General features: G+C 70.5%; 13 protein-coding genes and 1 riboswitch. Of the genes, 5 read left to right on the top strand and 8 right to left on the bottom strand.

Annotated elements, in window-relative coordinates; translation table 11 throughout:
* Positions 1-55 precede the first annotated feature (55 nt).
* From IE325_RS23860 to IE325_RS23825, 8 genes are all read right to left on the bottom strand, one after another.
* Positions 56-1,060 (bottom strand): sugar ABC transporter substrate-binding protein, encoded by a 1,005-nt coding sequence (locus IE325_RS23860; protein WP_190072071.1) that lies wholly within the window; start codon positions 1,058-1,060, stop codon positions 56-58.
* A 268-nt stretch (positions 1,061-1,328) separates the two neighbouring features.
* Positions 1,329-2,795 (bottom strand): C40 family peptidase, encoded by a 1,467-nt coding sequence (locus tag IE325_RS23855; RefSeq protein WP_190072070.1) that lies wholly within the window; start codon positions 2,793-2,795, stop codon positions 1,329-1,331.
* Between the two features lie 6 nt (positions 2,796-2,801).
* A riboswitch (cyclic di-AMP (ydaO/yuaA leader) is annotated at positions 2,802-2,978 on the bottom strand.
* A 142-nt stretch (positions 2,979-3,120) separates the two neighbouring features.
* On the bottom strand, positions 3,121-4,173 hold the full coding sequence (locus IE325_RS23850; RefSeq protein WP_190072069.1) for an NAD-dependent epimerase/dehydratase family protein: 1,053 nt from the start codon (positions 4,171-4,173) through the stop codon (positions 3,121-3,123).
* 46 nt (positions 4,174-4,219) lie between these two features.
* Positions 4,220-5,479, bottom strand: coding sequence for a glucarate dehydratase family protein (locus IE325_RS23845; RefSeq protein ID WP_190072068.1), 1,260 nt, complete (start codon positions 5,477-5,479; stop codon positions 4,220-4,222).
* A complete protein-coding gene (locus IE325_RS23840) occupies positions 5,476-6,384 on the bottom strand; it encodes a 5-dehydro-4-deoxyglucarate dehydratase (RefSeq protein ID WP_190072067.1) in 909 nt (302 codons plus the stop codon). The genes IE325_RS23845 and IE325_RS23840 overlap by 4 nt, the downstream gene beginning before the upstream one ends.
* A 24-nt stretch (positions 6,385-6,408) precedes the next feature.
* Positions 6,409-7,353 (bottom strand): carbohydrate ABC transporter permease, encoded by a 945-nt coding sequence (locus tag IE325_RS23835; protein WP_190072066.1) that lies wholly within the window; start codon positions 7,351-7,353, stop codon positions 6,409-6,411.
* A complete protein-coding gene (locus tag IE325_RS23830; RefSeq protein ID WP_190072065.1) occupies positions 7,350-8,255 on the bottom strand; it encodes a carbohydrate ABC transporter permease in 906 nt (301 codons plus the stop codon). Before IE325_RS23830 ends, IE325_RS23835 begins: the two co-directional genes overlap by 4 nt.
* Complete coding sequence (locus IE325_RS23825) at positions 8,252-9,580, bottom strand: sugar ABC transporter substrate-binding protein (RefSeq protein ID WP_190072064.1); 1,329 nt, start codon at positions 9,578-9,580, stop codon at positions 8,252-8,254. Before IE325_RS23825 ends, IE325_RS23830 begins: the two co-directional genes overlap by 4 nt.
* A 636-nt stretch (positions 9,581-10,216) precedes the next feature.
* Between IE325_RS23825 and IE325_RS23820 the strand changes: the two genes are divergently transcribed.
* From IE325_RS23820 to IE325_RS23800, 5 genes are read left to right on the top strand one after another with little or no spacing between them, the layout of a single operon-like run.
* Positions 10,217-12,082 carry a phage tail sheath subtilisin-like domain-containing protein gene (locus IE325_RS23820; RefSeq protein ID WP_190072063.1) on the top strand — a complete coding sequence of 622 codons (1,866 nt, stop codon included), beginning with the start codon at positions 10,217-10,219 and terminating at the stop codon, positions 12,080-12,082.
* Positions 12,083-12,115: 33 nt separating this feature from the next.
* Positions 12,116-12,640: a phage tail protein gene (locus IE325_RS23815; protein WP_016434446.1), complete on the top strand. Its 525-nt coding sequence runs from the start codon at positions 12,116-12,118 to the stop codon at positions 12,638-12,640.
* 26 nt (positions 12,641-12,666) lie between these two features.
* On the top strand, positions 12,667-13,395 hold the full coding sequence (locus IE325_RS23810) for a T4 family baseplate hub assembly chaperone (protein ID WP_190072062.1): 729 nt from the start codon (positions 12,667-12,669) through the stop codon (positions 13,393-13,395).
* On the top strand, positions 13,388-14,122 hold the full coding sequence (locus tag IE325_RS23805) for a hypothetical protein (RefSeq protein ID WP_190072061.1): 735 nt from the start codon (positions 13,388-13,390) through the stop codon (positions 14,120-14,122). The genes IE325_RS23810 and IE325_RS23805 overlap by 8 nt, the downstream gene beginning before the upstream one ends.
* A gap of 33 nt (positions 14,123-14,155) precedes the next feature.
* Positions 14,156-15,025: a Pvc16 family protein gene (locus IE325_RS23800; protein ID WP_190072060.1), complete on the top strand. Its 870-nt coding sequence runs from the start codon at positions 14,156-14,158 to the stop codon at positions 15,023-15,025.
* Positions 15,026-15,029 lie beyond the last annotated feature (4 nt).

Here is a 15,029-nt window from a genome sequence, read left to right as displayed (position 1 = left end):
AGGCCGACCGTGCCCCGTCGCGGTCACGGCCGACCTCGCCTGCTCATGTGCGCGCCTAGCGCGTGCCCTTCGCGGCGAACTCGGCCACCGCGTCGACGTTGTCCTTGGTGATGAAGGCGGGCCCGGTCAGCACCGGAGCGGTGCCGCCGCCGCTGAAGTTGCCGTTGGTCTTGTACAGCCACAGGGAGTCGACCGCGAGGTAGCCCTGGAGGTACGGCTGCTGGTCGACGGCGAACTCGACCTTGCCGTCCTGCACGGCCTTGACCAGCTCCTTATTGAGGTCGAACGTCGCGACCTTGGCCTTGCTGCCCGCGTCGGACACCGACTGCACCGCGGTGAGCGCGAACGGGGCGCCGAGCGTGACCACCCGGTCGATGGAGGAGTCCTGCTGGAGCTTGGCGGTGATCGTCGACTTCACCGACGGCATGTCGGTGCCGTTGACGTAGAGGATGTCCGTCTTCCCCTTGAACCCCTTCTTCAGACCGGCGCAGCGGGCCTCCAGCGCCACATGGCCCTGCTCCTGGATGACACAGACGGCGTGCTTGGCGCCCGTCTCGTTGAGGCGCTCACCGAAGGCGTTGCCTGCGATGTTCTCGTCCTGGCCGAAGTACTCGAGCATGCCGAGTGCCTTCCAGTCGTCCAGGCCGGAGTTGAAGCCGACGACCGGGATGCCGGCCTCCGTGGCCTTGGCCACCACGGCCTTCATCGCGCTCGGCTTCGCCGCGGTCAGGGCGATGCCGTCGACCTTCTGGTCGATCGCGTTCTGCACCAGGTTGGCCTGGTTGCCGGCGCTCGGGTCGCTGGAGTAGACGAGCTTCACGTTGTCCTTGGCCGCGGCCGCCTCGGCGCCCTTGCGGATCAGGTCCCAGAAGGTGTCGCCCGGGGCGGCGTGCGTGATCATGGCCACGGTCATCCGGGGCGTATTGGCCTTGCCCGCCGAGGCGTCCGCCGATCCCTCCTCGGACTCCTTCCCGCCGGAGCTGCTGGAGCAGCCGGCGGCGAACAGGGTGGCCGCCAGGGCGGCGGCCGTCAGGGTGGCGGCTCGGTGGTGTCTGCGCATGTCCCATGCACCTCGCTGTGCTGGTCGGGGCGGGTTCTCAGGTGGGGGAGGTTCACGGGTACCGCCCGCTGGATTACGGCTGGAGCGCTCCACTAGCGCGCTCTAGTGGCAGGTACTATGCGGCGGTCCGCAAGCGATGTCAATGGGTTTGTCAGGACGTATCGACAAAGCCGAGGTGGCGACGCGAAACCACCCCGCCTCCGGGAGGAAGAACTCCGGGAAGACGGGGTGGTGAGGGTGCTGCGGGTGGTGAGGGCCGGACCTCGGCTCAGGCGGGCCGTATCGCGCTGTGGATCGCCTGCTCCCCGGCGTAGTGGATCGACTCCTCGCGGATGGCCACCCCCGGCCCCGGGGCGTGGATCATCATGCCGTTACCCGAGTAGATCCCCACGTGACCGGCGTGGAAGAGCACCAGGTCGCCCGGTTCGAGGTAGGCCAGGGCGACCCCCTGCCCTGCCGTCGCCTGCTCCTGGGCCGTGCGGGGGAGTGCGATGCCGGCGGACTTCCAGGCGGCCTGGGTGAGACCGGGGCCGTCGAACGCCTCCGGTCCCGTGGTGCCCGAGACGCAGGGCTTGCCGAGCTGTGCGCGGGCGAATTCCAGGGCCCGGACGGCACGGGTGTCCTGGGACGCCGTGGAGGCGAGCGTGGCGGCGGTGGCCGGAGCCGCAGCCGGTGCCCCGCCGACGGCCGGGGCCGTGAGCAGATCGGCGAACGGGGCCGTGAGCGGGTCGGGGGCAGGGGCTGGGGCCGGTGCCGCCGTCGGCCAGACCGACGCGCCCGGCGGGACCGTGGTGAGGTCGGCGGCCGACTGCGCCTGCAAAGCCTGCCATTGCGCCTCGGCCGAGGGCTGGGCCTGGGCCGGTTGGGCCGCGCTCCAGGTGCCGGCCGCGGGCAGGGTGGCCGCCGGCGAGGTGAGTGGATCGCTCAGCCGTGTCGCATACAGGGACAGCAGCTCACGGGCCCGGTCCAGCTTGCGCTGGTTCTGCTCCTTGGCCGTGCGCAGCCCGGACCGCTGCTGCGGGGTGGTCGCCGGTTCGGCGGCGGCCGGGGCCGGCGCGGCGGTTGCGGCGGGCAGGGCTGGGACGGCCGGGAACGCCTGCGTGGCCCAGGAGGCCGTCTGAGGTGCCTCGGGGATGGCGGGCAGGACCTGGGTCGCCTGGAGGTCCGCCGACCGTGCCTCGGGGGCGGGCGGCAGCGCGGCGATCGGGCGTGCCGTCAGTTCCGCCATCGGAGCCGCCGTGGCACCCGGCCCGGCGGGCAGTTCCAGCGCCGGGCGCCCGGGCTCCCGCGCCCGGTCGAGGTCGGCCGTGGCGCGCGCGGGCCTGCGCTGGGCGGGCCGGTCCGGTGTTCTGTCGCTCGGCAGGGCGGCCGGCACGGTCGGACCCAACTTCGCACGAGCGACGTCGAACCACTGCCGGGTGACATCGTTCAGCGCGGGGTCGCCGCGTCCGCTGTCCTCCCCGGCGGACCGGGGGGCGGCGGCGCGCTTGCGCGGTCCCGTCGACGAGGCACGGGTGGCGTTGAAGGTTCCCGTGTCGGACTCGGCCCGGTCGTAGAGAGAGTTGATCCGGCGGCTGACCTCTTCGCGGCTGGGTGACTCGTCCGCGAGCGAGGGGGTGGCGCCCGCCGTCTGGGCGAGCAGGGCCACCGAGGTGAGGGCCGCCGACGCGAGTGCCGAATTGCGCATGCCGGGCAGGCTCAGGGCCCCCGGCCGCGCGGTGCCTTCCGGCGCCATGCGACGTACTCCTTCCGTACTCCGCCTACCGAGTTAGCTGACGGGTTCGGGCGGTGTGGTTCCGGAAGGTGTGCCCTACGACCCCTGCCCCGTAAGGCAGTTGGGCCGATTCACCCCAAGTTTCGGTTGGGTCCCCGGCTCCGATGAACCTCCGTGGCACACCGGACTCGGCGGAGGCCGCGCGTCCCGACGGGGTTCGCCGGAGTTCGTCGTGCGGCCTGATCCGTAACCTAGCCAACTTGTGCGCCTCCCGTGAAGGTTGAGGCGCCAAATGTCCGATACGTTTTTGTGACCTTCGACGCTTACGGGGGTGCGGAGACCGGATTCACTTCACGGTGCGCCCGCGCCGCCACGCTTCGTAGTGGTCCAGGACCGTCTGCTCGATCGGACGGTAGGCGAGGCCCAGTTCGCCGAGGCTGCGGCTGTTGTCCACCCGGAACCGTATGCCGAGGTGTTTGCGGATGTGATCCTGCGTCAGTCCGAAGGCGGGGCCCAGGACACGGACCGGCCAGTGCGGCAGCGCGGTGCGCGGGAGGCGGAGGTCGCGGGGGTAGCGGGTCCTGAGGATGCGGGACATCTCATGGAATGACGTCATCGTCTCGGCGGCCACGATGTACCGGCCCCTGGCCTCCGGGTTCTCGGCCGCCGCGATGTGCGCGTCGGCCACGTCGCGCACATCCACCGTGGTGAAGCTGAAGTCCGGGGCGCCGTAGAAGAAGTAGCCCCGGAACAGCTCCTGGAGCAGGAACAGGCTGCCGGACTCCGAGGCGGGCGTGAGAGACGGCCCCAGGATCAGGCCCGGGTTGACCGACACCATGCGCCAGCGGCCCTGCGCGGCCTCCGCGTCCCACGCCGCACGCTCGGCGACCGTCTTCGCGTAGTGGTACGGGTTGTTCTCCACCGTGCTGGTGGTGTTGAAGTACCGCTCCGTCAGCACCCCGTCGTCCATGGCCAGGACGTCCGCGTAGTCACCGAAGATCGCGCCCACGGTGGAGGTGAACACCAGCCGGTCCACCGTGGGCGTCCGCTCGACGGCCGCCAGCACATTGCGCGTGCCGAGCAGGGCCGGGTCGACCATGTCCCGGCGGCCGTCCTTGATCTTCTCCGGCATACGGAACGGCGACGCCACATGGAACACCGTCCCGCACCCCGTCATCGCCTCGTCGAAGGAGCCCTCGGACAACAGGTCCGCCTCGAACAGCGACAGTCGCCCCGGGTGTGCCTCCTGCATCCCCCGCAACGGCCGCAGCTTCGCCGTGGCGGCCGTGTCGCGCACCGTGGCGTGGACCCGATGGCCGCGCTCCAGAAGCCGCTTGACCAGATGACTGCCGACGAACCCACTCCCACCGGTCACCAGCACCGTCTCCGAGCCGCCCACGCCCTCACCCCTCTCCTGCGGTCGGGGCTCACTGTAGGAGGCTCTGTCACCAGCGCGGCAGCCGCAGCTCGTACTCGGGCTGGATCCGCCGCATATACCCCGTGTCGTCCCGGGAGCGCACGCCCGAGTCGAGATACAGCCGGTGCAGTCGGCCGAGGGCGTCGTGATCCAGCTCGACGCCCAGCCCCGGGCCGGCCGGGACCTCGACCGCCCCGTCACGCAACTCCAGTACGCCGGGGACGATCACGTCGTCGGCGAAGTTCCACGGATAGTGCGTGTCACAGGAGTGGTCGAGGTTGGGGATGGCCGCCGCCACATGGGTCATCGCGGCGAGGCTGATGCCCAGGTGCGAGTTGGAGTGCATCGACAGCGCGAGCCCGAACGCCTCGCAGACGGCGGCCAGTTCACGGGTACGGCGCAGCCCGCCCCAGTAGTGGTGATCGGTGAGAAGCACCTGGATCGCGTTCAGCGAGATCGCCGGCCGCAGATGCTCCCAGGCGATCACACACATGTTGGTGGCGAGGGGGAGCGGCGAGCCCTCGGCGACCTCGGCCATTCCCTCGATGCCCCTGGTCGGGTCCTCCAGATACTCCAGTACGCCGTCCAGCTCACGGGCGACGTACCGCGAAGTCTCCACCGTCCAGGCCGTGTTGGGGTCGAGCCGCAACGGCTGCCCGGGGAAGGCCTCCGCGAGTGCCCTGATCGCCGCGATCTCCTCGTCGGGCGGAAAGACGCCGCCCTTGAGCTTGAACGACTCGAACCCGTACCGCTGCTGCATCAGCCGGGCCTGCTCGACGATCCCGGCGGGGTCGAGCGCCTCGCCCCAGTCGTCGCCGACGGCAGGGCGGCCGTCGAGGGGCGGATGTTCGGCCCACTTGTAGAAGAGGTACGCCGCGAAGGGCACCGCGTCCCGCACCTTGCCGCCCAGCAGATCGCTGACCGGGCGGCCGAGCAGCCTGCCCTGGGCGTCGAGGCAGGCCACCTCCACAGCCGAGGTGGTCCAGCCGCGCTCGTGCGAGCTGGGTACGGTCGGGAGCAGGGCGGCGTCGATCGCCGCCGAGATGGCCGTCGTATCGAAGACATCCATGCCGACGACGACGTCCGCGGCGGCCTGAAGTCGCTCCAGGCGGGCGACGCCGCCCGGGGACTCACCGAGGCCCACCGTGCCGTCCTCCAGGACGAGTTGGAGGATGACACGCAGGGCGAGCGGCTCGTGGACGCCGTTGGAGTTGAGCAGGGGCGGGTCGCGGAAGGCGATCGGGGTGACGATCAGCTCGCGGACGCGGGTGCCAACGGTGGTGCTCATGCGCGGACCGCCTCCAGGCCGTGGTCGATGAGTTTCGCGAGCCGGGCGACATGCTCCGGCGTGGGGTCGAGCAGCGGCGCCCGTACGCCGCCGACGTCCAGGCCCCGCAGGGTCACCCCGGCCTTGACGAGCGCCACGGCGTACCCCGGGACCTCGTCACGGAGTTCGACGAGAGGGCCGTAGAACTCGTCCAACAGCTTGCCGACCAGCGCCTCGTCACCCTCGCTCAGCGCCCGGTGGAAGGCCAGCGCGATCTCCGGGGCGAAGGCGAACACGGCAGACGAGTAGAGGTCGACGCCGATGCCCCGGTAGGCGGGCGCGGTCATCTCGGCGGTGGGCAGGCCGTTGAAGAACCGGAAGTCGGCGCAGCCCGGTACGGCATGCACCGCGCGGACGATGCGATGCATGCGCTCGATGTCGCCGAGGCCGTCCTTGAGGCCGACGACCTTGGGCAACGTGGCGATCTCGGCCGCCGTCGCCTCGGTGAGGCGGGCGGTGCCCCGTTGGTAGAAGATCACCGGCAGTTCGGTGGCGACCGTGACCTCCTCGACGTACCGCACCAGGCCCTGCTGCGGCGCCGTCACCAGATACGGCGGCAGCAGCAACAGACCGTCGGCTCCCGCGCCCGCGACACGCGCCGCCTGTTCGCGGGCCACCGGGGGCGGGCCGCCCGCCGCGGCCAGGACGGGCACGCGTCCGGCGACCGTCTCGACGGCGACCCGCGTGGCCCGTTCGATCTCGTCGGGCGTCAGCGCATGGAACTCGCCGGTGCCGCAGGCGACGAACACCCCGCCCGCGCCCGCGGCCACGCCGGACTCGATGTGCTGCGCGAGCCGTTCCTCGTCCAGCGAGCCGTCCGCGGCGAACGGCGTGACCGGGAAGAACAGCACTCCTTGGAACTTCATTTCTCCCTCGTAACTGCGGTGGGGTCAGCCCTTGGTGGCCCCGGCGGCGATGCCGGTGACCAGCGAGCGCTGGAGGAGCAGATAGACGATCAGGCTGGGTATCAGGGCGATGACGGCACCGGCCAGGACCACTCCGGAGCCGACCTCGGGGTCGGTGCGCAGGACGGACAGGGCGACGGTGACCGTGTAGTCGGTGGGGTCCTTGGCGGCGATCAGGGGCAGCAGATACTGGTCCCAGATCATGATGAAGCCGAGCACCCCGGCCACGCCGAGCGCCGGCTTGCACAGCGGCAGGACGATCTGCGCCAGCATCCGCAGCTCGCCCACGCCGTCGAGGCGGGCGGCCTCCTCGATCTCGTCGGGGATGTCCCGCATGAACTCGGTCAGCATCATCACCGAGAAGCCCCAGGCACCGAGCGGCAGGATGACGCCCCACACCGTGCCCTTGAGGTCGAGGTGGACCACGGGCACGTCGCCGAGGACCAGGGACAGCGGGATCGCGATGACCTCCTCGGGAAGCATCATCGTCAGCATGAACAGGGTCAGGATCAGCGCTTGGCCGCGGAACCGGTGCCGGGCCAGCGCGTACGCGGCGAGCGTGCACACCACGAGCTGGAGCAGCAGTCCGCCGCCGGCTATGACGAGCGAGTTGGTGAAGTAGTCCCAGATGCCGCGCTCACCGGCCACCTTGAAGTTCAGCAGCGTGCTGTCGTGCGGCAGGAACGACAGCGAGGAGCCGCTCGCGTTCGCCGTGAACGCTCCCGAGAGAATCGTCAGGAAGGGCGCCGCGAAGATGCCGAGGGCGATCGCGCAGAGCAGGATCCGGAAGGTCCACGCGAGCCCTGGCTTGTCGCTCCAGCCGAGAGCGGTGTCGAAGCGGGCCGGGGTGGTGCGCTTCGCGCGGGGCCGCCGTCCGGCCGGGGTGTCAGGGGCCGCCGGCCGGACCGGGTCGATGACGGGGGCGCTCATCGCGCGTCTCCCCTCTTGCGGAAGTAGTTGACCGTGACGGTGAGCAGCAGCGTCACGCAGAGCAGCACGACCGAGGCCGCCGAGGCGCCGCCGATGTCGTTGCGGGTGAAGCCCAGGGTGTAGGCGCGGGTCATCCAGACCTCGGTGGACCCGGCGGGGCCGCCGCCGGTGAGGACGTAGACCTCCGTGAACACGCGCAGTCCACGGATCGCCGCCAGGGTCAGCACGATGCCCAGAGCGGGGCGGATCGCGGGCAGCGTCACATACCGCAGCCGCTGCCACAGCGAGACACCGTCCATCGCGGCGGCCTCGTACAGCGAACGGTCCACGCCCGCGAGTCCGGCGAGGATGATCACCATGTTGTAAGGGGCCCAGATCCAGATGCCCATGGCCATCGTGGAGTAGAGGGCGAGGTTCGGGTTGTCGAGGAACTGGACCGGGCCGAGGCCGAGGAGATGCAGGCCGCTGTTGAGGAGGCCGTCCGAGGTCGGGTAGTACATCAGCCGCCACAGCTCACCGACGACCGCGGTCGCCGTCACCGCCGGCAGGAACACGGCGGTTCGGATGATCTTCAGCGAGCGGGCCTGGCCCTCCAGGAGCAGCGCCAGGACGAAGCCGAGCAGGATGGCGCCGAGCGACTGGCCGAGGCCCAGGACGAGTGTGTGCCCGATGGCGTCCTGGAAGCGATGGTCGGTCAGGACGCGGGTGTAGTTGTCCAGGCCGATCCACTGATCGCCCAGGAAGGGACGTACGTCGAAGAAGCTGAGCCAGATGCCCTTGGCCATCGGCCAGAACTTGAAGACGAGGGCGAGCAGCAGTCCGGGAGCCAGGAACAGCCAGGGGACGACGGTCTTCTTGCGCGGGAGTCTGCGTGCCACGGGCGTGGTGACGGTTGCGGTCATTTCAGCAGGTCCTGGTCCTTGAGGTCACCGGCGAGGGTCTCGTCCAACTCCTTGAGCTGTGAGCGCACATCACCGCCGCAGTACGTGAAGATCGCGTTGAGCGCGTCGGCGGTGTCCTGCTTGATCGGGGCGAAGTCCGGCGCGTTCGGGAACTGCTCGGAGGCGTCCTCGTAGGCCCGCTGTACGACGCTCCAGCGGGCGTCGCCGTGGACCTTCGCCGCGTTCAGCGTTGAGTTCACGGGGATGCGGACGACTGGCTGGTTCTCGCCGGTCATGGCGAGGCGCTGGCCCTCGGGCGAGATCAGGAACGCGGCGAGCGCCCGTTCCTGTGCGGTCTTGCCGGTTCTGGCGCCGAAGTAGATGTTCTCGCCGTCGGCCAGCACATCGCCGCCCGCCGGACCGGCCGGGGCGGGGATCACCTCGTACTTGTCCTTGCCGAGGGTCTGGTCGAAGGTGGCGATGTTGTAGGGGCCGGTCAGGTACATCCCGGCGTTGCCGTCCTGGAAGTTGGTCGCCGTGGAGGTGACGGCGGTGAGGGCGCCGGGTTGGGTGACACCGTTGTCGCCGCAGAAGAGGTTGTCCTTCATCCAGGTCACGGTGTGCACGGCGGCCGTCGAGGCCATCGCGGGGCGGTAGGTGTCGTTGCCGTCCGGCGCGATGATCTCGGCGCCGCCCTGCCAGAGGAAGCTCGCGCCCCACCAGGCGGCGTAACCGTTCTGGGCGCTGCCCGGGACGACCATGCCGTAGGTGTCGGCCTTGCCGTCGCCGTCCGGGTCCTTCGTGGCGAATGCCTTGGCGACGGAGAGCATCTCCTGCCAGGTCGTGGGCGCCTTGAAGCCCAGCTTGCCGAGCCAGTCCTTGCGGATCATCAGGGTCTGGGCCTGGCGGGAGTAGGGGATGCCGTAGTGCTTGCCGTCGATGCCGACCGTGGACGCCCAGGTCTTCTCGGTGATCTCGTCCCCGCCTCTGATCGACGCCGGGTCGATCGGCTTGAGCAGGCCCTGGCTCTGGTAACTGCCCATCAGGGCCGTGTCGTTGATCATCACGTCCGGCAGGTCCTTGGTGGACGCGCGGCTCTGCAGCTGCTGGTCGAAGTTGATGACCGGCTGGTAGTCGATCTTGATGCCGGTCTTCCCGGTGAAGGCGGCGAAGACCCGTTCGTAGGTGGCGGCGGGGTCCGGATTGCTCCGGGTCCACACCTCCAGGGTGTTCGGGTCGTCGCTGCCCGCACTGCCCGAACCGGCGCCGCATGCGACCGTTCCGAACGCGAGCGCCGTGGCGACGAGCAGGGCGGCCGGGCGGCGACTTCGTCGGTGATCCCGCATGGGCACACTCCGTGGATCCGTGGAGTTCATATGCATGAACTCACTTCACGCATCTAAATGATCGGCCAAGCTACGAATCGTTTCAGGCGTATGTCAAGACATGGCTGACAGATTTCACCGGTCCCATAAGGAGCGACGTCAATAGGGCGTATTCGCGTCACCCCCGGAAAACCAGCCACGGACGGTTGTGTGCGACTCGGGGAGATCGCACGTGCGTACGACCAGTCGAACGGTGTGGGTAAGGGCTTTCTGCGGAGGGTCGGACCCTGCCGGGCGTCTCGTCGCGGTCCCCGCTGTGCAGGATCTGTGAACCACCTGGCCGGGGCGCGCCGGTGCCGTGTGCGGATGCCGGGAGGGCGTCTTCACCAAACCCTCGCTCCGGGTGGCCTGAAGGCGCCTTGCTGGGTCAACTTCGAACGCACCAAGGTGGGTTGAGCACTCGAGCATCAGGAGTCACAAGCGCTTTGCTTGGCCCGGGACGGCCGACAAGTCCGGGGTACTGACGGGGGACTGATGCGGTGCGCACCAGCCGCCGCGACCGACCGCGCGGCCACTCGCGCACCCGTCCGGCACTTCTCCCTGTGCCGTCTCTTGGTGCCTTCGTCCCGGTGCCCGAGACAGGGATTAGGAGGGGGAATGCCGATGAGCGCGGTGAGCGCCGCCAAGCCGACGTATCCCGGCGTCTACGTCGAAGAGCTTCCCAGCAGCACCCGCACGATCTCGACCCTGACCACGTCCGTGACCGCCTTTGTGGGCCACACCCGACGCGGTCCGCTCAACGAGCCGGTACGCGTCACCAGCTTCACGGAGTTCGAGCGCCGCTTCGGCGGACTCAGCGCACAGAGCGCCGTCGGCTACGCGGTCCACCAGTTCTTCGGCAACGGCGGCACCGTGGCGGTGATCGTCCGTGTCGCCAAGGCAGGCAGTGGCAAGGCCGCCTGCGTCACCCTCAAGTCCACCGAGGGCCACAGCGAGGGCCCCGTCCTCGAAGTGCACGCCAAGGAGCCCGGCGTCTGGGGCAACGGCCTGCGCGTCGCCGTCGACCACGACACCCCGTGCCCCGACGAAACCTTCAACCTGAGGGTCTACGACGCCAAGGGCGACGCCCGCGAGAGCTTCACCGGCCTCTCCATGGACCCCGCGAACGGCCGCTACGCGCAGACCGTCATCAACTCCGGCTCCAAGCTGATCCGCGTCGAAGCCGTCGGCGAGGGCCGCCCCGACCCGTCCGGCACCGTCTCCAAGCCGTTCGGCGACGAACTGCCCAACCTCGAAGTCGACCTGACGGTCAAGATCGGCGAGGTGGAGCGCGAGTTCAAGCTCTACGACCCCGACTGCGACGGCGAAGCCCCGTGCAGCGTCGCCGAGTTGGCGCTGCTGCTCGAGCGCAAGCTGCGCGCCCTGCCCGACGCGCCCGGCAAGCACGCCTTCGCCGGCGCCGAGGTGACCGCCTTCGGCCGCCGTATCCAGGTCGTCGCCGGCTCCACCGACCCCGAGGACGTCGTCCGCTTCCTCGGCGAGTGCGCCAACGACCTGGGCCTTGAGGCCTCCGTCAACCCGCCGGTCTTCCCGCTGGAGGGCGGCGAGGACGGCGAGGCACCCGGCCCGCGCGACCTCATCGGCTCCGAGGGCGACAAGTCCGGCATCCAGGCTCTGCGCGGCGTCGCCGACGTCAACCTGCTGGCGCTGCCCGAGCTGGCGGCGTACGAGAAGGTCGAGGACGCCCTCACGGTCATCTCGGCCGCCCAGCGGCTGTGCGCCGAGCGGCGGATCTTCCTGCTGGTCGACGCCCCGAGCACCTGGGTCAGCGTCGACACCGCACGCGCCGGGCTCGCCGCCTTCGACGCCGTACGCGGCAACCACGCCGGTCTGTACTTCCCGCACCTCCAGCTCACCGACCCGCTCACGGGCCGGCTGCGCTCTTTCCCGCCGTCCGGCGCGATCGCCGGCGTCGTCGCGCGCACCGACTCCGAGCGGGGCGTGTGGAAGGCCCCGGCCGGCACCGAGGCACGGCTCGCAGGCGTGCACTCGCTCACCGTCAATCTGACGGACCGCGAGACCGGCCTGCTCAACCCGCTCGGCGTCAACTGCCTGCGCACCTTCCCGGTCACCGGCCCGGTCGTCTGGGGCGCGCGCACGCTGGAGGGCTCCGACGCGCTCGACAGCGAGTGGAAGTACGTGCCGGTGCGCCGCCTGGCCCTCCATGTGGAGGAGAGCCTCCAACGCGGCCTGCAGTGGGTCGTGTTCGAGCCCAACGACGAGAACCTGTGGCAGCAGATCCGGCTCGCCGCCTCCTCGTATCTGCACACGCTCTTCCGTCAGGGCGCCTTCAAGGGCGGCACCCCGCGCGAGGCGTACTTCGTCAAGTGCGACAGCGACACGACGACCACCGAGGACATCGAGAACGGCATCGTCAACGTCCTCGTCGGCATCGCACCGGTCCGCCCTGCGGAGTTCGTGATCGTCAAAATCCAGCAGACGTCCGGGCAGTTCGCGCTCTAGGCGCGGGGAATCGTGGAGAACTGAAGGAATCCGATGGCTGAGTTCACGGTCAACGCGCATCGCTTCGACCCCTACAAGAACTTCAAGTTCCTGGTCCTGTGGGACGGTCGTACGGTCGCGGGCATCAGCAAGATCAGTCCACTGAAGCGGACGACGGAGGTCGTCAAGCACCGCCACGGAGGCGATCCGTCGTCCCCGCGTAAATCGCCGGGCCGCTCCGAGTTCGAGGGCATCACCCTGGAGCGCGGCGTCACCCACGACCCCGAGTTCGACCGCTGGGCCAACAAGGTCTGGCAGGTCGGAGCGGGGCTGGGATCGGAGGTCTCGCTGGCCGACTTCCGCAAGGACATCGTCATCCAGGTCCTCAACGAGGCAGGCCAGGTCGCCGTCTCGCACAAGCTGTACCGGACCTGGCCGAGCGAGTACCAGGTCCTCGGCGAGATGGACGCCAACGCCAACGCGGTGGCCATCCAGTCGCTGAAGCTGGAGTGCGAGGGCTGGGAGCGGGACTACGAGGTGCCCGAGCCGGAGGAGCCGTCGTTCCTCAACCCCGCTTGATCGGCGGGTAGTCGAGGGGGGACGAGATGGCGATCACCGGGGCGGCCGAGCTGCTGGCCACCTGGGAGGCGGGCCTCGCCGAGGCACCGACGGGGCGCGCCCTGCTGCTGCACCGCACGGCGCGCCCGGACGTCGACGCGACGACCCTGCCGGTACTGCCGGTGGGGGAGCGCGAGGCCGACCTGTTCGCGCTGCGCCGCGCCCTGTTCGGGGAGCGGATGCAGGTGCGGCTGGCGTGCCTGGTGTGCGGCGAGGACATGGAGTTCGACCTGGACGCCGGGGAATTCGCCCGGTCGCTGGGCGGGCCGGGTGGTTCGGTCGTGCGCGTCCAACAGGACGGCTGGGACGTCGAGTTCCGGCTGCCCGGCGTCGCCGACCTGACGGCGGCGGCCCGTTCGGCGGACCCACGTGCCGCTCTGCTCGCGCGCTGCCTCGTTTCGGCGGCGCGCGACGGGGCGGTGGTGGCCGCCGCCGAGCTGCCCGTCCCGGTGCAGCGCCGGATCGCCGAGGCCGTCGAGGCGGCCGACCCGGGCGCCGATGTGACGCTCAACATCGCCTGCCCCGAGTGCGGCGCGGCCACCCGGGCCGAGCTGGACATCGCCTCCTACCTGTGGACCGAACTGGACGCCTGGGCAAGGGACTTGCTGCTCGACGTCCATCTGCTCGCCACGTCGTACGGCTGGAGCGAGCCGGAGATCCTGGCGCTCAGCCCGCTGCGGCGCCGCTACTACCTGGAGCTGTGTGCGGATGTCTGACACCGACGGGGCACCGGTGCCCGACTTCCTCGACCGGCTGATCGCCCGGCACGCACCGGCCGACGCACGCATGAATGTGGTGCGGGTACGTCCCCGGCTGCCCGGCCCGTTCGAGCGGGTCGAGGCGGTACGGGGCACAGCGCCGGAATCCGACGAGGGCTCCGAGCTGTTGTGGCCCTCCACGACGCCGTCCGCCGCACGGCCCGGGGACCCACCTGGTCCGGCACCCGCCGCCCGACTGCACACCGAACGCGAGCGGACGATCGTACGCACCGAACGCACCCCGGCCGACCACCCGGCACCGCGCCTTTTGAATCTTCCCGAGGTGCCGCTGCTGCGCCCCGTCGCACCGGTCGAGCCCGGCCCCCGGCCGGCGCCGGAGGCCGTGCCGCGGGCGGCGGGCCAACGGCGCTCCGAGCGGGGCGCCACCCAGAGCGCGGCGTCCGTACCCATCCCCCCGGGCGCGGACGCCGCCAACGCCGCCGCCGTGTCGACCCCCCTGCGGCCCAGTGCCGCTGACACGGCGGCGGCCAGGGACGCCGTACGACAGGCCGCGGCCCGGCGCCCGGGGAAGGCGCCGGAGCAGGTGGTCCAGGTGCAGATCGGGCGGCTCGAGGTGACGGCGGGACCGGCACCGTCCGGGGGCGGCCGGCAGCGGACGCCGTCGACGGGACGGCAGGGGGCGACCGTGAGTCTCGCGGAGTATCTGGCGCGAGGGCGGGAGTGACATGACCGATCGAGGAACCGAGGAACCGACGCCATGAGCAACTCACTCGCCATCGCCCATGTCACCCAGGCCCTCGCCGTGCTGCTCGAGAACAACGTGGGCCCGGAGTTCGGCGAGGCCGTCAAGGTCGAGCCGCGCAAGCCCCCGGCGGACGCGCCGGACCACCCCACCATCAACGTGTTCCTCTACCAGGTCACGCCCAACACGGCGATGCGCAACAACGACCTGCCCACCCGGGCGTCCGACGGCACGCTGGTCAAGCGGCCGGCCGCCGCGCTGGACCTGCACTATCTGATCAGCGCCTACGGCGACGAGTCGGAACTGGTCGGGCAGCGGCTGATCGGTTCCGTCGTGCGCACCCTGCACGAGATCCCGATCCTGCCGAAGGACGTCATCGAACAGGCCGGTGAGCGCCCGTACTTGGCGGACAGCGACCTCGCGGAGGCGGCCCAGCGGGTGCGGTTCACGCCGACCGTGATGGACGTCGACGAGACGTCGAAGCTGTGGGGGATGCTCTACCAGACCCCGTACTCGCTGTCGGTGGTCTACCAGGCGTCCCTGATCCTCATCGACGGCCGCGAGAAGCCGGTGCCGGGGAAGCCGGTGGAGCGGCCGGAGGTACGGGTGCTGCCGTTCGGGGCGCCCGGGGCGCCGGTGCCGCCGGATGTCGTTGCGTCAAATGGCACCTCTGAGACGGTAGTTGATGAGGCGGATCCGGTGCCGGGAAAGGCCGTCGCCAAGGTCGCGGCGAAGGCGGCCAAGGCGCCCGAGAAGGCGGCTGCCCCTGCGAAGACGGTCGCGAAGGCTCCCGCCAAGACGCCCGCCAAGGCCCCCGCGCGTGGCCGTAAGCAGGCGAGCAGGTCCCCGAAGGCGGGCGGCGGGGCCGAAGGCTCCGGGAACTGAGGCG

Origin of the sequence: Streptomyces lanatus (assembly GCF_014655715.1) — a bacterium.
GTDB lineage: Bacteria > Actinomycetota > Actinomycetes > Streptomycetales > Streptomycetaceae > Streptomyces > Streptomyces lanatus.
Note: the sequence above shows the minus strand (reverse complement) of the source record. Positions and strands in the feature narration are given on the sequence as shown.